Raw genomic sequence first — 19,203 nt, forward strand, 5'->3', positions numbered from 1 at the left:
TAATCCATTAATTTTATCGGTCGAGCATGGACATCAACTTCCGCCAACTGCGCGCGTTCATCCTGATCGCCGAGACCTCAAGCTTCACCCGTACCTCAGAGAAACTGCACGTCTCGCAACCGGCGCTGAGCTACATCATCCGCAAGCTCGAAGACACCATCGGCCTGCAACTGCTGGCGCGCAACACCCGCAGCGTCGAGCTGACCCCGGCCGGCGAACACTTCCTGCCCCAAGCCCAAGCGATGTTGCGCGACATGGAAAACGCCGTGCGCGACGCGCGTGAAACGCTGAATCTCAATCGCGGGAGCATTCGCTTGGCTGCACTGCCGACCGCGGCGGCGTCGTTCCTGCCGGAAATCATCGCCGCGTTCATGAGCGAATTTCCCGGCGTGCAGGTATCGCTGCGCGATGGGCGTGCGGGGGAGGTGAGCCATTGGGTGCAAAGTGGCGAAGTCGACTTGGGCATAACGTCGCGCCCGGAGGATCTGTCGGGATTGGAATTCGACGCGCTGATGGACGACAACCTGGTGCTGCTGGTGCGCCGGGATGCTCTGGCGGGTAGCACTGACGAGCGCTGGCAGTCGCTGCCTTATATAGCGCTAACCCCGGACACCAGCATTCGTCCGTTGGCCGATGCGGCGTTGGGGTTGTTGGGTGTGAAGGCTGAATGTTCGTGGGAAGTTGCGCACATGAGCACGGCGGCGGCGCTGGTGCGTGCGGGGTTGGGGTTTACCTTGTTGCCGGCCAGCGCTACGAGGTTTTTGCGTGTTGATGCGGAGGTGGCGGTTTTGCAGGTGGAACAGCCGCAGCAGCGGTCGTTGGGTTTGTTGCAGAGGAAACCGTTAAAACAGACGCCGTCGATGCAGGCGTTTGTGCGCAGGTTGGCAGGGTTGAGGCTAGGCTGAGCCAGTGGCGCTCCGACGTTTAATCGTGAGCAAACTGGTCAATCAGTCCCAGACGCGGCACGCGCATATGTGGCCGCAACAAAGCGCCGGGAGCGATTACTGCGTTTGCACCGATTTTGCAGCCATCACCAACAAGGGCACCGAATTTGTTGACCCCCGTTTCTATTACATGATCTTCATGGCGGATTTTTATATTGGCGCCGTCAAGCTCGTTACGATAGTTGGCAATGATCGCCCCGGCTTCGATATTTACTGCTTCGCCAATCAATGAGTCACCAACAAAGTTGAAGTGCGCCAGCTTGCTACCGTCCAGCATGAACGTACTCTTGAGCTCGCAGCTTGGGCCAACAATGCAATGACTCCCCAGATAAACACCTCCACGGAGATAAGCGCCTGCAGCCACGAAAGAGCCTTCGCCAATGATAATTGCGCCTTTAAGGACCGCTCCTTGTTCAATGATTGCTGTTTCATGGACGGCACAATTGCCATGGCGCCGGTATCCTGCGCCCAGCGTGTCAAGCAAGGCCAGGATCCGGTTTTCGCAGTCCTGAGCCACGGTCCATGGGGCCGCAGAGCATATACCCAGCAATGGCCATCCAGCGATGTATTCACTGATCTCTGGTAGCTTCATAAAAACCTCTTAAATCATTGCGTGTAAAGCAGTCTGACAGGGCCGTGCTTTCGCCCGTGGACAAGCCAGCATCAACTACGGCCCGATCAATCAGAATTCCAGTGAAGTACCGTCTTCCGGAATATCGACCCGGCTCTCGATCCCATGTGTCCTGACATAGGCGCGCAGCGCTTCGCGGGTCAAAGACATATGGTTGATTGCATCCATATGCACGGCAACGATCTTCGCATCTTTCGCAGCTTTTGAGGCGCGCAGCACGTCTTCTTCGCCCATGATGATTGATCCCTTGTAGCCGGTCATCATCGCCTTCCCGGCGTTAAGCACGATGACTTCGGGATGATATTTCTCGATGGTCTGGTCAACTTCTTTACGCCAGACAGTGTCGCCAGCGAGGTAAAGGGTCTTGTAGCCTGGCGCCTGGAACACCACGCCCATGGCTTCACCCAGCGGTTTGGCGAGTGCTGGCACCGCGTACATTTCGTCGGTGCCATGTTGGCCACCTGTCTTGGTGATCTTCACGCCGCCGAATTGCGCTTCATCAGTCAGTACGCGCACATTCTTGAAACCTTGCGAACGAATCAGTTGCGCATCGTCTTCATGCTGAGCGAACAGAGGGATGTCTTTGGGCAGTGCTTTTTGCGCAGCGTCATCCCAGTGATCAAGGTGGGTATGGGTGACGATGACAGCGTCGACACCGGCAATGATGTCGGCGGGCGCCTCGGTCAGACCAACCAATGGGTTGCGCAGGTTGCTGCGGTAGGTATTTTCAAAGCCAGGGTAGGCGCCTTTTTTGGCAAGCATCGGGTCGATCAGAAAGGTCGTATCGCCATAGGTGATCTTCGCCGTCGCGTTGCGAACCTGGTGCAGTTCGACTTTATGAGCTGCGTCAGGTGCCTGGGGAGCGTTTGTACCCGCGAATGCCGGTGCGGTCGTTGCAGCACAAGCGATGCTGACGGCAAGGGGAAGTGTTTTAAAGTTCATGGATTCAGTCCTGTTGATGTATCGATGCGCCATTCTTGCTGAATCGCATCAACCTCAACAGTGGCCTGAATGACAGCTTTCGATATAATCGGGCCATAGGTTTTTATTCAAGCCGGGAGTAGGGTGGTCGCTCGAAATCCTGGTCATCGTTGTGGAAAGCGGGCGTAGAGCGCTTTGGTCTTACCGGGGGTATTGCATGGGTTCCATCCGCGTTGCCGTATTGGCTTTCGATGGCGTAAGCCTGTTCCATCTTTCGGTTCCCGGGATGGTATTGGGCACCGCTCAATCCGGTTCCGGCGAACCCCATTATGAGGTCAGTTATTGCGCAGTGACGCCGGGGATGGTGACTACCGATCAAGGCGTCGGTCTTGAGGTGAAGCAAGGCCTGGAGCTGATGGCGTCGGCTGATGTGATTGTTATTCCGGCGTGGGGCGATCAGTCGGTCTCTGCGTGCCCTGAACTCGTGGAGGCTCTTCAGGCAGCCAATTCCAAAGGCAAGCTCATCGTCGGATTGTGCCTCGGAGCGTTTGTGCTCGGAGATGCCGGACTGCTCGATGGCAAGGAAGCGACCACTCACTGGGCAGCCCGAGACGAATTTGCGCAACGCTTTCCCAATGTCCGCTTCAGGCCTGAGGTGCTTTACGTCAGCGCAGACAACATCGTGACCTCCGCAGGAACGGTGGCGGCAATCGATTGTTGCCTGCATTTGATACGTGAACGACTTGGCGCTGATGTCGCAAACCGCACTGCGAAGATGCTGGTGACGCCACCACATAGACAGGGTGGCCAGGCTCAATACGTTGAATATCCTGTGCCGCAGCTGTCCAGCGAGACTCATTTGTCTGAAGTATTGACGTGGGCGCGCATGAATCTGTCGGGTGATCTGTCGCTCGACGTCCTGGCGGAAAAGGCAAAGATGAGCCGGCGAACGTTTACTCGGCGTTTCAAGGAAGCTACCGGCACAACCGTTTCCAAATGGCTGAACAGCCAACGCGTGGCCAGAGCGCAGGAGCTTCTGGAAACGACAGATTTGCCTGTAGAGTGCGTGGCTGGTGAGGCGGGCTTTGGAACCGCCTTATCCTTGAGGCAACAATTCGGCGCTCAGCTCGGGACTTCGCCTTCTGAGTACAGGCGAATGTTCTGCCGCGAAATGAAACTGGCCGAGAAGACGGCAGAGAAGTTGCACGCCCGCCCTTAAAGTCGGTGAATCTCAATCACAATTCCCTCATTTACATCCGGGGCATGAAAGTAGCTAGTGATCAAATCGAACTCAGCATCAGTTGCTGCAAATTCATGCTCGGCGCGGCGATTGCGCTGATGCAGCCTGGCCCGACAGGTCTCATCATCCAGCTCGATGTAGTGGAAACAGTGGGAAACTCCAGCAGCGTCGGCCAAACCGCATAACCACTGCCTGTCTTCTGGAGTATTGGCCGGGAAATCCAAAACCACGGTCACGCCAGAGTTCAGCACATCGATGACAAGCGTGCTGACCAGTTTCCGAATCTGACGCGAAAGGCGCACGTAATCGAGCACTGATTTGACCTGATCAGGGTAGAGCTGTGAGAGCCAATAATCCTCACTGAGCAGAATGGCCGAACGTTCGGATGCCAAGGACTTGGCCAATGTCGATTTGCCGGATGCGATCTTGCCTGACATCAGGTGCAGTATTGGTTTGGGCATGAGAGACGTCTCCTTGTCGAGTTTTTATGATGTTCATTGAACGCGTCAAAGCAACAAGAGCTACCACTGGTAGCCTGGGGCCACAAACGCGTCTGGATCAGGAGCGTTTAGCCTCTTCAGGCATCTATGTCGGTGATGTGATGTTCGAAAGCTGGGGGAGAAAGCTTTGACGTTTTCAACGGCGGAGATAGGGGGCCTGCGCAAGGGAGCATGCGCCATTGGCCGTTGGTAGTGAAGGGCAGCAATCGACCAAAGCCGAGGTCTGGCTTGTGCCTCTCGTCCCAAGGGGGTTAAGGCAGAGCGAGTCGCTGTCAGTTGCTACGCCGGCAGAGGCCCGCACGTGCGGTATGAATCGATCAAAGAGTCGAAAAGCGAAATATCCGAATGACTTCTAGCAAAGAGCTGGGCACCGACAACAGCAGCGAAAATTGCGCGGGCTCTGGATTCACTCTCACTTGATTCGCACACCTTCGCAGCCAATAGAAGCTTGCTTAACCATGCAATGTTGACATCAGCAAAGCTCTGAATTTCTTTTGTCATCTCAATGGGCAAAGTATCGGTTTCAGCGCCCATGAAACTACCCAGACAAAGGCGATTGTCGGCCTCAAGCGATCTACGGAAGATTTCAGGAAAGCGGCGCAGAGCGTCTATCGGAGATGGGCTTTCTGATTCGATGGCCTCTAGCGCGAGCGCACCGTCTTCCCAATAGCGTTTGGCAACCGCAATACCCAGATCGGCTTTGCTTGGAAAGTGGTAGTAAATACTCGCCGCTTTGATACCAACAGCTTGCGCAAGGTCGCGGAAATTCAAACCATTGTAGCCCTGCGATTGGGCAATTTTTTTGGCCGCCAGCAGAATGGCTTCTTTGGAGTTGACGCTCATGTTGGTGCCTTTCGTCTTGGGACGATCTCTCAAAATTGGGAAAGCTAATTTACAGCAAAGACCTACCGTGTGACAGGTAGAGTGTAGACGGCGAGCCGTGAGCTCAACGTGACTTGGGTGCTCAAGGAGAGGCCGTTCCATCATGGTCAGTAAACGACATCGCAAACCGACACTATTGAGATCACTACGGTCACCGAGAAGGCCAGGTCTGTGGCGATCTCGGTGCACGTAGTTTCCATTGAGCTATTACTGGGCGGGCGAATCCAGCTCAGGAATGCCGCTGTTCCGATCAGCGTAAGCAGCCTGGAAGCTCGGACGTTTAGTCCAGCGCTGCCAGTACGCATCCAGGAACTCAAAACGCTCGTCCAGTGGAGTTGCATTGACCGGGAATTTCGAAAAGGCGATCGCGGTTGCCAGGGTAATGTCCGAGAAGGTCGGGGCATCACCGCCGAGCAGCCATCCGCGGCCGTCTGACAAATGACGATTAACCAGTGCAGCGTGTGCCAAAGCTTCTTTGCGGCAGTGTTCGCCCCAAGCCTCATTCCTGGTCAGTTCCAGCTTGAAGCCCAGCCCGGTGTGCAACACGTGGAACGCTGTAACGATGCGGTACAGGATGTGCACCCACACCCGATTGTCCCACATGTTATCCAGACCCTGTTCCAGTGCTGTCGCTCCCATTATTTTGCGACCGGGATACTCCTGATCAAGATAACGAACGATGGCGGCCGTTTCGGAAATGTAGCTGCCGTCTGCCAGTTGCAGGGTGGGAGTTTCGCCCCACGGATTCATATTCAAATGACGCCAGCCACGCTGCTCGCCTACAGGAGACATGTCATAGATGGTCTCGGCAAATTGGTCGGCAATGCCCTTTTCGTGCATGAACAGACGCAGACGCTGTGGGTTTGGAAAGGCCGAAGGCGAAGTGAACAGCTGAAGTTTATTAGTCATGGTCGATCCTGCAGAGTGGTGGCTGAGTTATCTATCTACCATTTGGTAGGTAAACCTTAGCGAGCAACTCGGGACGCGTCAACACCTATCTAACATCCGTTAGGTAAAAATTCTTGTTGGGATTTGCGTGCTGCATCGGTTCGATTGAGGTGAGTCATTGGGGGAGCGGAGGAAGGGCGCGCAATCCAACGTCGTAACCGCAGCGATTTCAGGCGGGGGGATCCAGCAGGGAAATCAGGCGCGGCTCGATGCTGTCGGGTTGTATCTCGAGAATTGCCAGCGTGACCGGCAATTTGAAACGCCGAGGGCCGGCGCTACCAGGGTTCACGTATAGACGATCGCCGCGCCATTCGATGCGCGGTTGGTGGGAATGGCCGGTGATGATGAGCTTTATGTCTGGATCCAGATCGGCGGGGACGTCGGCGATGTCGTGGATAAGCAGGGTGTGCCAGCCGTTGAGAGTGCACCTCAGAAGGTCGGGGAGGTCTTTGGCCCATGGGCTGCTGAGATCATTGTTGCCACGCACGGCGTGAACGGGAGCAATTTCGGACAATTGAGCGAGGATGTCCGGGTTGCCGATGTCGCCGGCGTGGATGATCAGGTCACAGCCTTGAAGCGCGTCGATGGCTTCGGGGCGCAGGAGATTGTGAGTGTCGGATATCAGGGCGGTTTTCATGGGCCAATTCTCCGTGGACTTTTTGGGCGGGAGTGACTGTTTTCGACCCAAAAGAGATGGTCATTTGTCATAGTCGCATGGGCTCAGGATCGGGTGGAGTCAAACCGAAGGTCTGTGAAGGGTCATGTGCAGAGATGGGATTATGAATGGAACCCAAACTTTTGATTTTGTGAGAAACGGGGTGCACCAATCGCGATATAAGTGGAAGCCCCAAAGCCCCGTATTTCCTAGGCCAAACCGAGCCCTTTGATAAACTAGTGGAACCATTTATGGTTTTTCCGCTGAAGAAACAAAATAAATCGTGATTTTCCACCAATTATTTTCACCAGATTCGTGATTTTCCACTGATTGATTGAAGCGATTTTTTGAACCAATATGTACGTAATTCACGCGATGTTTTCAGCTGGACGAGATGGGGTAGAGCGGGTCACTGCCACGCCTTTCCATCAAGGCATTAGCGGTTGCCTTGGCTCACTTTTGACAGGCTTGTGTGGGCAGAGCTTCTAAAAATCGACTATGGAACCATTTCAATCTACGGTGCCATCGCTAGGGGCATCGGTAAGCCAGGTGCAAGCCAAGCAGTGGGCCATGCAAATAGACACAATCGCTTATCTATTGTCGTGCCCTGTCACCGTGTCATAGCGACAAATGGTGCACTCGCCTGATATGGCGGAGGACAGCCCAGGAAAGAATTTTTACTGCGTTTGGAGAAGACCGCTTTGCAAATGACTCAACAGAACGAATTCCTGTTGAATTAGTTGCTAAGCAGTGTTGCCGCTGACCGAAAAATGACCCAGTAGAGGCTGTTCTGCCGACTGAAAACTGACCCAGGTGTTCAACTACTTCTGCTCACTTTTTGAGCAGGAGAACACAGGGGGATCAGCATGGAAATGTTGGGGAAAATCCGGCGGATGTACTTCCGCGACAAGCTCTCGCTGCATCAGATAGCCAAGCGTACCGGGCTTTCTACAAACACCATCCGAAAACGGGTCAGAGCGCCCCAAGCCACTCAGCCAGCGTACCAACGGTGCGCAACCTTTCAAGAACGTCGTGATACTCAAATATCTGAAATCCATTCCGTAGGCCTCCGAGCTGATGAGGCCTATTGCCTTTTCCAACGGTAGCGATCCAGCTGATCCTCTGAGTTAAGGGGCATCCGCTGTGGTGCAGCTGGTGATGCTGTTGGATGTGATCAAGCCCTACCTGCGCGATATGCGTGATTTGTTTACACATTCACGGTGCTGCCCAGGTCTAGTAGAGCCACTGGCTGAGCGCGTCCAGGTTAGCCACGATGAGCTGCTGGGCGCTTGGTTTCATATGCATCTTGGCGGTATCGATCTGGTAGCGATTCAAGACGTACTGAACCAACGCGCCGCGGGTTTCTATCATCAACTGTCCGTTCTCCATTCCGTAATCGGCTTCGAGAATGGCCCGCTGCCCAGCCTTCAATCTCGAATCCGCTTCTAGGATCACTGTCGCCGGCGTCGTCCACCCAGGGTCGAGCTGACGTGAATGCTCTGTGAAATCATTCATCAGCTCCGGAGTACCCCGAAACCGGCTCAATACAAAATCACGGTACTCACCATTTTTCTCGCAGTATGCACGCACGTGCCAGCGCATGCCGGTATGGATAAGCGTATGCGGCGCAATGAGTCGGGTTTCCCCATCTGGCGTTTTGAAAGAAGCGTACTCACACTCAAGTCGTTGACCTTCTCGACAAGCCTTCAATAACGGCCTAAGCACTTCGGGGCGGATAGAGCGATCCTGCACGTCAAGGATGTCAATGTGCGCATACGCCAACGTCAGTCCTTCAATGTGCGGAGCCCGCTCGTGATTCTGGTTCAGCAGGTGCAGATATGCACTTGCACTTTCCTTCATGAACAGTGGTTTGAAATGCTTGGTGGGTACGTAACCTTTTAGGTGCTTGTCATACGATAGATTTCGGGGCGCATGCTCATCGATGTAGGTGTTGATGTCCTTCGACGCCTGCTGACGACTGATGCCAAAGCTCTGCATCAAGTGCCCCGTGGTCAGGCGACCTTCCCACCAGGCAACGGTCTCTATCAGTTTGTAACGCAATGCCAAATCCCAGCGTACAGCCTCAATCGCTTTCGCCCGTTTCATACTGTCACCATGTGCTCGAAAAGTTTACCTGTATGCGTAAACACCGTAGATGTGTCAGGTATATCTACATATCGTTGAGTGAGAGCGCAAGCACCGTCGAAGGAGTAGATGGACGCTGCGAAGGGATGCCGAGAAACCGTCGGCGGTATTGATACGAGGTTAGCCAGAGAGGCAGCTGATGTCGCAACTCATCAAAATTGTACTGATCGATTCACTATGTGCGGGCGCCAAAGCAGAGCTTGTCATGGAAGGTAACACCAGCGTCACGGGTGAAAACGGAATCGGAAAGTCGTCCTTCATAAAGCTCATCCCTGTGTTTTATGGCGCGTCTCCAGGGCGCTTGGTGAAGGCTGGAACCAACCGTGAGAGCTTTGCCAACTGGTATCTCCCACGTTCCTCGAGCTTCATCGTATTTGAATACGTGAACTTTGCTGGCGATGCTCGCTGCGCGATCATGCATCGTAGCGGGGAAGGGTATGCATATCGACTGGTATCAAGCGCTTGGAGCCCGGAACTTCTCTACCGCGACTATGATGCAGGCCTGTTGGTACTTCCAGGCGAACTACATGGCCACCTGACCCACCTTGGGGTCGCCTGTTCCCCTGAGCTGCAACCGTACCACTACCGGCAGATCATTCAATTCAATAGCGGCACAGCCCATCTGGAGAAAATCACCGACGCTACCAAGCGCAAGCTGATCGTGAGTCTGCGGATGGGCTTCTCACTCGCACCAAAGCGCAAGGACTTCAACGGCATCGATTTTGTGACTCTGGCGCTTATCGAGAGCGGCGGCACCTTCGACACGATGAAGGCAACCATGGCCGAAATCCTTCAGCAGGACAACGCAGATCCAAGCCGCACTCTAATGATGCTCAACGCGCAGCCGTTCAGGAATGTCATTGATAACCGCGCGGGCTATCTCCTGATGGAGTCGCTGAAACCCGTGATATTTGAAATGAATCGCCACTGCCACGAGTTTCGTGCAGTCCTGCGGCAGTTGGGCGTGCACAAGCGCCGAGCACTCATGGTCGAAGAGAAACTCAAGGAACGACAAAACGGTCGAGTGGAAGCGCTGGCCCAGCTCAGTTCAGAAGATGAGCAGCTACAAAACCGTAACCGAGATCGTATGAGTGGACTCAGCGGTCTAAAGGGCGAAGCTCAGACCCTGGTGACAGAGGCGGAGTCCTGGCAGCATCGGTTCAACGAAAAGCGGGATCGCTACCTGCAAAATGGTACACAGGCGCTCTCGGAGGAATTCGACCAGCTTGGGGAGATACGAGACCAGTTACACCTCAAGCAAGAACATCAGGTCAAATTGAACCGCCAAGGGGCTGACATCCGAAGCGTGTTTCTGGAACTCGAAGCGGCTGCGAAGCAGGCTGCTGCTGATGGAAAGAGTGCTGCGTTCTCCAAGTACCATGCGTCCTCACACGCGATCCAACAACGGCATCAGGAGTTGTCCGCTACTCAAGATAAATTGCTTGATGAGAGACGGGTCGCTCATGAGGACGAGCTCGCCGTGCACCAGCAAGAACAGCTCCAGGCAACTGGTACTCAGGCTCGCGAGCTTGCACGTGCTGAACAACTCAAGTCCCTCAGCGCGCTTCCTGATGCCCAGATCGCGCTGGATACGTCCCAAAAGGGTATCAATGAGCAGATGCTGCTCATTGCCGAGTTTCAAAACGCGCTGAGTGTTGTGTCAGCCGAGGTAGAGAGCCTATCGCTGGAACGACAGACCCGCGCTGCGGAGTATAGCGGCTTGCAAGCCAGGCGAGACGCGCTGGTCGAGTCCAGAAATACCATCAAGCTGCAGATCAACGCCGGTGCCGAAACATTGCTTGGTTTCCTGCGACGGCATCACCCTACCTGGACAGATAATATCGCTCGACTTGTCCCGACAGAGACGTTGATGCGTACGGATTTGAATCCCGCGCTGCTAGAGGCAGTTCAAGAGAGTCTCTACGGTGTTGAGATCAATCTCGACGTGCTCCCCCAGGCCACTGTTGCCAGTGTTCACGCTCTCGAAGCTGAGGTCGTTTTATTGACCACCCAGATTGGAGCGCTCGGCACTGATATGGAGGTGATAGAGCGACAGCAGCGAGGAGTAGAAGATCGCCTGCGCCAGACAGGTATCCGGGCGTCGGCAGCTCAAAAAGAACTGACCAATGCGAGTCTGGATCTGGAGACGCTAAAAGGGGATCACGCCGGTTTGGTTGATCGGGCTCGCGACGAGGTCGTGCAGGAACTCGAGATACAGGCGGCCCGCGTCTTGGAAGCAGCACATCGGCTTGAATTGATCGCCAGCCACCTAGACAGTTTGAAAAAACGGCACAGGCAGGAAATTAGTGACCTGCAAGGTGAAGCAGACAAGTCTCGACTGCAGTTGACTCAGGATCAGTCTCGGGCCGAGCTGGAACTGCAGACCGCAGAAGAACGGGTCGACGCCACCCTCGCGGCGGAACTGGAACGAGCTCTGGCAGATCTTGAAGCCCAGCTCAAATCAGCTGGAGTTGATGACACGGCGAGCAAGCGGCTTGGCTCCGAGATTGCTGAGCTGGAGAAAACGATCAAACGTTTAAGGGATCATGAATCGGAGATCGATGGCTATCGACTTTGGGTTAGAGAATCAGTACCAGCAGTTCCTGAACGTAAGGCGGCCTTGGCTCGCGCAATCGCAGAGTTTGAGCGGATCAGTCGCGCCATTGAACAATGGCAACTTGAGCTACGGGCTGCGCAAAAAACGATTTCCGAGCGTCGCAAGGCATTGGTCACCGAAGGACACGCCGATGACCAGGAGCTAGGTGCAGTATCACGGGTACTGCGCGATCTTGAACAGATTGACGCAGCCGCTGAGGCCCACTTGGGTTCTACGCTGAAGGCTGCAGACATCGAGGATGAGGTCGGCAAGCTCAAACGTCGCAAATCAGAACACCACCGCAAAGGCGCCGAGCTTTATCGCGACGTTCACCATCGTTTCGTCAGAGAACGGCTGGTGCATACGCCGCAGGGCGCGGCCATCGAACAGATCATCAATCACGCCTCAAACAGTGCAGATGTGCTTGAGCTGGCGTGGTTGGAAGCCGCTGCGAACCTCCAGGAATACATTGAGATATCTCACCCTGACCAGAAAACCAAGCTGATTATTCAGGCTAAAAACCTCTCAGACGAGCTCTGCGATAACCGCTCGAAGCTGCAGCACTTGCACCGAAGCATTTTGAAGTTAGGAAAGGACGCGACAGAAAAGGCGAGCGAGGTACTCGGCTCTTTCGCCCAGATCCGCCAGTTTGAGTTCAAAGTTTCATCACGCATCCATGAGATGTCGTTTTGGGACGACATGACGAACTACGAGCAGCAGTACAAGCGGTGGAGTGGGATGGGAGTTGATTATCTACCAACTGATGGCTTCATGGACGCCTTGCGCACCGTGGAACGCCAGATTGATGGCGGTGCGTTCACGTCTCAGCTTTCCGATTGTTTCGATGTCTCCGTCACCTGCAACGACCAAGGCAGGGTGAAAGTCGCGACAAATAACGCGGAGCTGATCCACCTCAGCAGCACAGGGCTGACGAAGATCATCGTGGCCATGATCTACGTATCGCTGTTCGAGCTTTTGCGAAATGAGGCGGATTTTCAGATGTCGATCCCCATCGACGAAGCATTGGAGCTGTCACCAGAAAACTACGTTGCGCTGGTCAACTACTTCAATGATCGCGGGCTTTCCATGTTGGCATGCTTTCCTGGAGGCGCACCGGAACTGCTCCGGCAGTTTAATAATCGGTACAGCCTGGAGCGCCGGTCTGACACCGATTCGATTGTGGTCAAGGAGTACGGCATGGAGGAAAAGGACGAGCTTGATGACCTTAACGATGCACTGGGAAGCGATGATCGGAAGGATGCACAATGAGCCCACTGAGAGACGTACTGAGTAAGCTTCTTGCCGGGGGCTTCATTTGCCAATATGCCTATCCAGAGCTTCACCGCCAGCTACGAGAGGCTGATTTTGCGGCCAGCGTCGAGAGTGCGCTCGCGCCCCTGGGGCGAAAATTGGCAACACTCGGTGAGCCCGAGGCTCCCGATACGTTCTTTGCACAATTTATTGACCTTTCTGAACCTGTAGATCGAGAAGCGGCAACGGCGCAACTGATCGAACTACGCGACCAGATTCGGCCTTGCCTTGAATTCATCCGGCTAATCAATCGTGCGGGACGCAGTGAGACATGCCTGGCCCCGGGCGACGTCATTTCATTCGCCGACATGCTGGACTCAATCGAGAATCATCCCACCTACCGTACGCAGCTCTGGGATCTCAGCGGGTACGACTTTTTCAACAAATCCAAAAGCGGTAAGGACAACAACGACAGGCTCAAACTTGTCCTTCGCGCATTGGCTGACGCCGGGTACATCGTCAAGCGCAACAGCGAGTCGGCAAACTACATCGCCACAGGCAAGATGGGCTACGTTCATACGATCTTGGCGTGGATAGCCGAATACAACTCGCTCAGCCTCGACATCGGTGCCAGCGACCAATCGCATACTGAACATCAGGGAGGGCTCAATTTGTGAAGGAGCCAGACTGGATCGAGCTGGGTGATGCACTCACACGAAATGCACCTTTTCTCGAAGCATTAGCGATGGCAGACGAGGACGGAGTGGCGCTGCCTGAGCGACGGACAAAGGGGATTTCCTATCTGATGTCCAAAGGGCTCATCGAAGAAGATGATGAGCTCTACTACCTCAGTGGCTTGCTGCTGGACGTCGGCGCGCAAATTTCGCTTCAGGGCTTTGGTCGTGCTGCTCCTGACCTGAAAGAATCCCTCATAGCCATTGAGCAGCACTGCGAGGCATACCGTGACGCCAAAGCGGCCAACTCCTCCAATGAGGCCGAACAGCACCTGAAACGATTGACGTACAGCTGCCGTCAAGTCACGAACCACTTACGTAACGAGCAAGCGCAAACCCGAGCGTTCATCGAAGGGGGGTATGGGTTTTCTCCACGGCTGCGAGATCGGCTGCGAGATATCAATAATGCGATCAACAGGCTCAAACGGCTCCACGAAAACCTGGGTTTGTTCACTCATGTAGGCCTTTCAAGTATGGCCGGCAGTGATCGTTCTCTACGGCGTGTCCTCCTGGATAACCTTCTCGGTGCTGTTTCACGAAACCGCTTCGCTCTGGACGAGATGATCGGACGCTTAGATCGGTTGAGTTTGGCGGTGCGTAAGCGCAATCACATGCGCCAGATAGCCCATGCCGTTGACCTGTTCCTTCAGGCGGGCAACCCGATTGATCTGGCACCGCTGTTTGACGGCAGAGACGCGGCTGCCTGGGTTCCGGCCGTGGAAATGACCTTGGCGGGTAGCGCGTACTGTGACGTCGAGGCAGGGGAGAGCCTGGAGCAGTTAGAACTGTTGATAGCCTCACTCCCTCCTCCGAAAGAGCGACGAATCGAACAGCCCGCGAAAGCTCGTGAGTCGAAGGCCGTGATTCCAGCCGAAGAGGCCCCCAAGGCTCTTGAGAAACCCTTCGCGCGTGATCATCTCATGCGCATGCTTGAGGCCCTGAACAAGACCAATCAAGCGCAGTCTGCAGTTGCCTATTGGAGTGCCCATGGCGACAGTGACATCTCGATGAGCATCTGGCTTTACGCGCTGGATGGATACGTTCGTCTGCAGTCGGCGGTAGCCAAGGTGCGACACAAACAGCTCAACTACCGGCTCAACCCGACTTATGCCCCATACCCGCGCATATCTGCCAACCGGCGTGTCATTGACCTGATTTTGGAAAGAGCTGAGCGGCGATGAGAATTTTTGACAACATCAGGGCCATCAAACCCGTGGTGATTGCAATCAGGCAGGACGCGTGCAAGGTGAAAATCAACGCTACCTGGTTGTCCCTGCACACAACCTACTGCATTGGCAAAAGGCTTGGGGCTACCTACCTGACGCTGACATACGCTGAATTGCACACCGTGCGCATGATGCTAGAGAGGGAAACAGGCATAGACGCTCTGGTTGTTAGCATGGAAGAGCTAGAGGGTGACCGCTTGGCTCTGGCCAAAAAATCACGTAATGAGAAGTTGGCTCGATTGAGGCCCGGGGATTTCGTTGTCATGGCCGCGTCGCTGTCCGGACAAATCCAGTTGGCAACTGGCGTGTACAGCCACCCGGCCGGAGGCACTCTGAACGTACCTGCAGAGGAGCTTCACGGCCTCGATACGGTGATTCTGGTAGAGAACCAAGCTGTGATGTTCGCGGTCAACGAGTACCACTGGCCAGGCAATGTCATGCACCTACCCATGCTCTTTCGTGGGAGTCCTCAAATCACACCAGCCGCAGTGACGAGAGCTCTTGCCGGCGTAAAAAACGTCATCTGTTTCCCCGATTTCGACCCTCAAGGTTGGATGAATACGCTGACTGCAAAAGCACAGGGTATTGTCGTGCCGTCGGCGAACACGATTGCCGAAATCGTCGCCTCCAATTGGGACAAGCCACAGGATTTTGAAAACCAGGATGTTGCGCGTGAATGGCTACAACGCGCGACCATACCTATGGTGCAAGACATGCTGTTGAATAAACTGGCATTGTCGCAGGAGTCCATGGCAGGTATGGAGCTGGAATATCTACCACTTAACCCAACGGGTGCTAGCGACGACATTAATTGTAATTAGTGCTCAGTCCTGGAGGGTGCCAGGGCGTGGAGCCCTGGCACCCAGCGAATCAGGCCGTTGGACTTATTCTCTTCGATGTTCTTAGACGTTGCCGGCAGGTGGTGAGGGGACTTCAACATGCCGCTGCAACTGAGGTGGTCAGCGAAACCCGATCAGCGTTAACGCCAAGGCTCGTACGTCGAATTGCGTTCACCGAGTCGCTTGCTCGCAAGCTTCAACGGCTTCAACGCGCGAGACCTTTCTGCATCGTGACTGCCAGGCGTCTATCGGCTGCTGGATTGAATGCGATCTCTGCTCACCCTGTATACGCGCGAGCTTATCGGTTTGGTTGGTACGCGTTGCGTTCAGGCTGGTTGGGAAAGGATCCTGATGAGACGCTATGGATCAGCCCAACATGGGAGATCTATGAGCGGTGGTGCTTTGTGACCATAGTTACACAGCTGCAACGTCAGTTTCCTGAACTCGTCTGGAGACGTGAATATCGATCGGTGGGTGCGAAGGAAATCGTTTGGCGGGGAAGAGCGGCTAATGTGACTGTTGAGGCGTGTTACCAAGTCCGATGCCCAGCGATCGATCGAACTGCGCATCGCGGTTTTCAAAGTTTATCGCGAGAGCGATATCCGGATATCGTCGTGACGCTGGACTCGCCTTCGGCGAAGCGCTTCGTAGTTTTCGACGCAAAGTATCGCAGCGCCCGCGCCAGCGTCCTGGATGCGATGGAGTCAGCGCACCTTTATCACGACAGTCTCCGGTGGAAGGGCATCAAGCCTGACGTTTCATTGTTGCTGATACCTCGGGCAGACAAAGTAAGGGCGCTTGTCAGCCCGACCTATCATGCGGACTATGGGGTCGGAGCTTGGCAAATCGGGGCTGAATCAGAAGGGGAGGCGCTGGGGATTGAGCTCAAACGTATTTTGAGTGCAATACCAATCGCGGCCGCTCCGGCGCGTACGATTGCTACTGGAACGGCGAGGTAATCGATTTCGCACAGTACCGCTAAACTCGCTGACGATCCCGCAACCCAAAATAAAGTCTTCGGCTCCCGGCGTATTGGTTCGCGACGCCGGTGCGACCGTTCAGGTTCACAAGCGGCAATGTTTTCGATCTTCACAATCGTTCAACGCTCGTGGAAAATCCGCGCTCTGTTCCGGGGTAGTTCAGCGGTAGAACACTCGGCTCTTAACCGGGTGGGCGCTGGTTCGAATCCAGCCCCCGGACCCACAACATCGCAGGCTCGGAAGGACTCATGCTCAGGGACGATAGGGAATCGAATGCGAACGCCGGCATAGGTGCCGGCTATGCAGCCTTTCAACTGTCTCGAGCACTCACTGCACCGGGCCTCGACAATGACGGACAGACGAGCAAGCGCATCGAGCGCTGGCGCAATGTAATCGAGCACATATTGCAGGGATCGGCGTCGTATGGCTCAAGAACTCCATTCGCGGATGTGCCTGAGTGGGTCACACTGGAAGTCGTCACTGGAGGTTTCGCCACTGGGCAGTTCTTGGCCGGCGGTGCACTGACCGAGTACGAGCGACAGTTGGCTGCTTCGATTCCTGGTATCCGTCCTGGCTTCGAGCGACTCGATCTCAACACTTGGCACCTTACGGAGGAGGGGATCGAGGTACTGCAAACGAAGCTGGCGAGCGGGGATTATCGAATCGAGGTGCCCGAAGAAGCTGCACTGCTGACCGTGGCCTGGTTGCTGGGGCAGCAACGTACAGAGAGTGCATGGGACCTGGTTGAAGCGATAGCGCCTTTCTTTGAACAGCTGCGATTCTTTCCGATGGCTTCTGACGGTTTGCCGCTTTCTTCAGGGCAAGTGCAGGCTTTTACTGTCGGTGATGTCAGGGCCGTGCTTTCAAATCGCCCGGCACAGGCGCGCGTGGCAGTGCAGAAGCATGTCGTTGAAACTCGTTTACCGCTTTACGATTCGGCGGTGTCGCTGTTCCTTTTAACGTATCAGGATAATTGGCCTTGTCGCCTGTACCCCGAGGGCTGGTTTGAGCAGGCGAATATTCTGAAGCGGCAGTTCGATGCTTCTTGCCCCAGCGCTTCAGGTGAAGCTGAAAGCTCAAGGGATCGGGCAGGGGAGTTGTTTGCACTGCTCGGGAGTTGCGCAAGCGATGTGGCGTCGCTTACGGGACGGCAAGTCGGACGAATTCGCAGGATCATCGACGATTTCGTACGCAAGCATGGTCATCCTGAATCCGAATCTCATCAAAAGCACAGAGAGTCTCAACGCAGTCACGTGTCCACACCCGGACACCATCTATTTGCTAAAGCGGTTGCCGCACGTCTGAGCAGGTATCCCGGTTCGGACGGAGTTTCCGATTTTTCATCTCTGTTGCAACCCGTTACCTGCGAAGAAGCGACCGCATATTCGCTGTTAACAGGTATCGGCATTCCTCCTGCTATTCGTCGAAGCGTCGAGCGGTGTCGAAAGGGCACAATTGCCGAGTTGATCGAGAAGGGATTGATTACATCCGGGGATACCATGGCGCGGCTGCTGCCAGCGATTACGGCTGAGATTTGCAGCGCAGGATTTCGCGATACGTCGCTGCGGATACTGTCTGTCGCAACCTATCGCGCCTTTCGACAACGCCGATCATTGTTGCTGTTGGATCTGCAAAGTCAGGTCAGGATGAATGAATTGCCGTGGGTGGCGGCTGTTGAAGTCGAGCGTAAAACGGACGCGGTGGTCGCTGACGCAGCCAGACAGGTCCTGATCGAATCCGCAGCATTGACCCTTTGCGCTTTTCCTCAAGCGATCCTGCCCAACAAACTGATTCAGGAATTTGATGCGCTTGCTGCGATGGCCAAGCTGGATCTGCCTTTTGTTGAAGAAGTCGCCTCGGACATTTTCATGGGCGCTTTCTCCAACAAGTACACAAGAGCTGCCAGGCAGGCGGCATCTTTGACAGGTGGCACGCTATACGCCAATTACTACGACATTGATGCAAGCCAATTGGCGATGCTTCCTGATCAACCGAAATCCAGGCGCAAAAGGTTCCCCAGGCCTGACGCTAGTCCCAGGGACGCATTGGCCAGATTGTGCTCCCAGCGCGCTGATGAGAGCCTGGGGACATGGCGACCGGCGACTAACGGGAAAATCATTGAGCAACAACAGATCCTGACGACACAAAACCTCTCGCTCTTATTTGATGAGCTTGGGTTGAAAGCGCTATTGCAGGATCGGCTGGCTTCGATGGCCGAGGAATGCTTCAGATGGATATGCATACGCCAGCAGATGAAGTTGAGGTTTTATCACTCCAGCCTGTTGATGATCAAAAATACGTCGTACGCGTGGCGGCAGATGGTCTTTTATCTAGCGATGCTGGATGAGGCAGAAATGCAATTCGCGATTGAACGTATCGAAGCTCATTTCGCGAGTCAGCCTAGTGCATTTCGCGAGAGGTTCCTGCCGGCGATTAGAGGATTGCGAGTAGCGGCTTCTGGCGCACCGTTGACCGAGGCTCGCCAAGCAAGCGGAGGTGCTCAGGTTTTTATCGGATGGACTACCGAGAGACATTGGTTGTTGAAGCAGCAAGCGAATGGAATCGATTAGGCGACGGCTTCGAGCGGTGGTGGTGCGGACTGAAAGCCTAGTCAACTCATACACACGATTTAACATAATATACATTACACGTAACAAGGTATTACACGCTCAGCCTCGATGTACGCGGCATTTCAATCTGCTGCGAAGCCT

At 54.7% G+C, this 19,203-nt stretch carries 15 protein-coding genes, 1 tRNA gene and 2 pseudogenes; 11 read left to right on the top strand and 7 right to left on the bottom strand.

What is annotated here, in order from left to right; genetic code table 11:
• Window positions 1-26 precede the first annotated feature (26 nt).
• Window positions 27-905 (top strand): LysR family transcriptional regulator, encoded by an 879-nt coding sequence (locus BLU52_RS11875; protein WP_090283357.1) that lies wholly within the window; start codon window positions 27-29, stop codon window positions 903-905.
• A gap of 19 nt (window positions 906-924) precedes the next feature.
• Here BLU52_RS11875 and BLU52_RS11880 read toward each other — a convergent pair whose 3' ends face one another.
• Both BLU52_RS11880 and BLU52_RS11885 read right to left on the bottom strand, forming a co-directional pair.
• Window positions 925-1,536: an LbetaH domain-containing protein gene (locus tag BLU52_RS11880; protein ID WP_090283358.1), complete on the bottom strand. Its 612-nt coding sequence runs from the start codon at window positions 1,534-1,536 to the stop codon at window positions 925-927.
• 90 nt (window positions 1,537-1,626) lie between these two features.
• Complete coding sequence (locus tag BLU52_RS11885; protein ID WP_090283359.1) at window positions 1,627-2,517, bottom strand: MBL fold metallo-hydrolase; 891 nt, start codon at window positions 2,515-2,517, stop codon at window positions 1,627-1,629.
• 196 nt (window positions 2,518-2,713) lie between these two features.
• Here BLU52_RS11885 and BLU52_RS11890 point away from each other — a divergent pair, with 196 nt between their 5' ends.
• On the top strand, window positions 2,714-3,715 hold the full coding sequence (locus BLU52_RS11890; RefSeq protein WP_090283360.1) for a GlxA family transcriptional regulator: 1,002 nt from the start codon (window positions 2,714-2,716) through the stop codon (window positions 3,713-3,715).
• On the opposite strand, the gene BLU52_RS11895 is transcribed toward BLU52_RS11890, so the two are convergent.
• The 4 genes from BLU52_RS11895 to BLU52_RS11910 form a co-directional block, all read right to left on the bottom strand.
• Window positions 3,712-4,197 carry an AAA family ATPase gene (locus BLU52_RS11895; protein ID WP_090283361.1) on the bottom strand — a complete coding sequence of 162 codons (486 nt, stop codon included), beginning with the start codon at window positions 4,195-4,197 and terminating at the stop codon, window positions 3,712-3,714. The genes BLU52_RS11890 and BLU52_RS11895 overlap by 4 nt on opposite strands.
• A gap of 318 nt (window positions 4,198-4,515) precedes the next feature.
• Window positions 4,516-5,079: a TetR/AcrR family transcriptional regulator gene (locus BLU52_RS11900; protein ID WP_090283362.1), complete on the bottom strand. Its 564-nt coding sequence runs from the start codon at window positions 5,077-5,079 to the stop codon at window positions 4,516-4,518.
• A gap of 246 nt (window positions 5,080-5,325) precedes the next feature.
• Entirely contained in the window at window positions 5,326-6,027 is a 702-nt protein-coding gene (locus BLU52_RS11905; protein ID WP_090283363.1) for a glutathione S-transferase family protein, read from the bottom strand.
• Between the two features lie 208 nt (window positions 6,028-6,235).
• Window positions 6,236-6,703, bottom strand: a complete 468-nt coding sequence (locus BLU52_RS11910; RefSeq protein WP_090283364.1) for a metallophosphoesterase family protein — start codon at window positions 6,701-6,703, stop codon at window positions 6,236-6,238.
• A gap of 461 nt (window positions 6,704-7,164) precedes the next feature.
• On the opposite strand from BLU52_RS11910, the pseudogene BLU52_RS11915 reads away from it, so the two are divergent.
• Window positions 7,165-7,461 (top strand): annotated as a pseudogene (locus tag BLU52_RS11915) (methylated-DNA--[protein]-cysteine S-methyltransferase); the annotation flags it as partial.
• A gap of 135 nt (window positions 7,462-7,596) precedes the next feature.
• A pseudogene (locus BLU52_RS27240) lies at window positions 7,597-7,749 on the top strand (IS21 family transposase); the annotation flags it as partial.
• A 205-nt stretch (window positions 7,750-7,954) separates the two neighbouring features.
• Here the strand turns inward: BLU52_RS27240 and BLU52_RS11925 are convergent.
• The gene (locus BLU52_RS11925; protein ID WP_090283366.1) at window positions 7,955-8,827 is read right to left on the bottom strand and encodes a WYL domain-containing transcriptional regulator; all 873 of its coding nucleotides are present in this window, start codon (window positions 8,825-8,827) and stop codon (window positions 7,955-7,957) included.
• A 178-nt stretch (window positions 8,828-9,005) separates the two neighbouring features.
• Between BLU52_RS11925 and BLU52_RS11930 the strand changes: the two genes are divergently transcribed.
• The 7 genes from BLU52_RS11930 (at window position 9,006) to BLU52_RS11960 (ending at window position 19,062) form a co-directional block, all read left to right on the top strand.
• Complete coding sequence (locus BLU52_RS11930; RefSeq protein ID WP_090283367.1) at window positions 9,006-12,731, top strand: ATP-binding protein; 3,726 nt, start codon at window positions 9,006-9,008, stop codon at window positions 12,729-12,731.
• Window positions 12,728-13,390, top strand: coding sequence for a hypothetical protein (locus tag BLU52_RS11935; protein WP_090283368.1), 663 nt, complete (start codon window positions 12,728-12,730; stop codon window positions 13,388-13,390). Before BLU52_RS11930 ends, BLU52_RS11935 begins: the two co-directional genes overlap by 4 nt.
• Window positions 13,387-14,628 (top strand): hypothetical protein, encoded by a 1,242-nt coding sequence (locus BLU52_RS11940; RefSeq protein WP_090283369.1) that lies wholly within the window; start codon window positions 13,387-13,389, stop codon window positions 14,626-14,628. Before BLU52_RS11935 ends, BLU52_RS11940 begins: the two co-directional genes overlap by 4 nt.
• On the top strand, window positions 14,625-15,494 hold the full coding sequence (locus tag BLU52_RS11945; protein ID WP_090283370.1) for a DUF7281 domain-containing protein: 870 nt from the start codon (window positions 14,625-14,627) through the stop codon (window positions 15,492-15,494). The genes BLU52_RS11940 and BLU52_RS11945 overlap by 4 nt, the downstream gene beginning before the upstream one ends.
• Before the next feature lie 422 nt (window positions 15,495-15,916).
• Window positions 15,917-16,471, top strand: coding sequence for a nuclease domain-containing protein (locus BLU52_RS27245; protein ID WP_408003562.1), 555 nt, complete (start codon window positions 15,917-15,919; stop codon window positions 16,469-16,471).
• Window positions 16,472-16,640: 169 nt separating this feature from the next.
• Window positions 16,641-16,715, top strand: a tRNA-Lys gene (locus tag BLU52_RS11955).
• A gap of 25 nt (window positions 16,716-16,740) precedes the next feature.
• Window positions 16,741-19,062, top strand: a complete 2,322-nt coding sequence (locus tag BLU52_RS11960; RefSeq protein ID WP_090283372.1) for a hypothetical protein — start codon at window positions 16,741-16,743, stop codon at window positions 19,060-19,062.
• Window positions 19,063-19,203: the final 141 nt, after the last annotated feature.

It is taken from the genome of Pseudomonas granadensis (assembly GCF_900105485.1).
GTDB classification, from domain to species: domain Bacteria; phylum Pseudomonadota; class Gammaproteobacteria; order Pseudomonadales; family Pseudomonadaceae; genus Aquipseudomonas; species Aquipseudomonas granadensis.

Excerpts from the sequence above, each read along its gene's own strand:
- BLU52_RS11875 (WP_090283357.1), top strand. The coding sequence starts at position 27 with ATGGACATCAACTTCCGCCAACTGCGCGCGTTCATCCTGATCGCCGAG.
- BLU52_RS11880 (WP_090283358.1), bottom strand. The coding sequence starts at position 1,536 with ATGAAGCTACCAGAGATCAGTGAATACATCGCTGGATGGCCATTGCTG.
- BLU52_RS11885 (WP_090283359.1), bottom strand. The coding sequence starts at position 2,517 with ATGAACTTTAAAACACTTCCCCTTGCCGTCAGCATCGCTTGTGCTGCA.
- BLU52_RS11890 (WP_090283360.1), top strand. The coding sequence starts at position 2,714 with ATGGGTTCCATCCGCGTTGCCGTATTGGCTTTCGATGGCGTAAGCCTG.
- BLU52_RS11895 (WP_090283361.1), bottom strand. The coding sequence starts at position 4,197 with ATGCCCAAACCAATACTGCACCTGATGTCAGGCAAGATCGCATCCGGC.
- BLU52_RS11900 (WP_090283362.1), bottom strand. The coding sequence starts at position 5,079 with ATGAGCGTCAACTCCAAAGAAGCCATTCTGCTGGCGGCCAAAAAAATT.
- BLU52_RS11905 (WP_090283363.1), bottom strand. The coding sequence starts at position 6,027 with ATGACTAATAAACTTCAGCTGTTCACTTCGCCTTCGGCCTTTCCAAAC.
- BLU52_RS11910 (WP_090283364.1), bottom strand. The coding sequence starts at position 6,703 with ATGAAAACCGCCCTGATATCCGACACTCACAATCTCCTGCGCCCCGAA.
- BLU52_RS11925 (WP_090283366.1), bottom strand. The coding sequence starts at position 8,827 with ATGAAACGGGCGAAAGCGATTGAGGCTGTACGCTGGGATTTGGCATTG.
- BLU52_RS11930 (WP_090283367.1), top strand. The coding sequence starts at position 9,006 with ATGTCGCAACTCATCAAAATTGTACTGATCGATTCACTATGTGCGGGC.
- BLU52_RS11935 (WP_090283368.1), top strand. The coding sequence starts at position 12,728 with ATGAGCCCACTGAGAGACGTACTGAGTAAGCTTCTTGCCGGGGGCTTC.
- BLU52_RS11945 (WP_090283370.1), top strand. The coding sequence starts at position 14,625 with ATGAGAATTTTTGACAACATCAGGGCCATCAAACCCGTGGTGATTGCA.
- BLU52_RS11960 (WP_090283372.1), top strand. The coding sequence starts at position 16,741 with ATGCTCAGGGACGATAGGGAATCGAATGCGAACGCCGGCATAGGTGCC.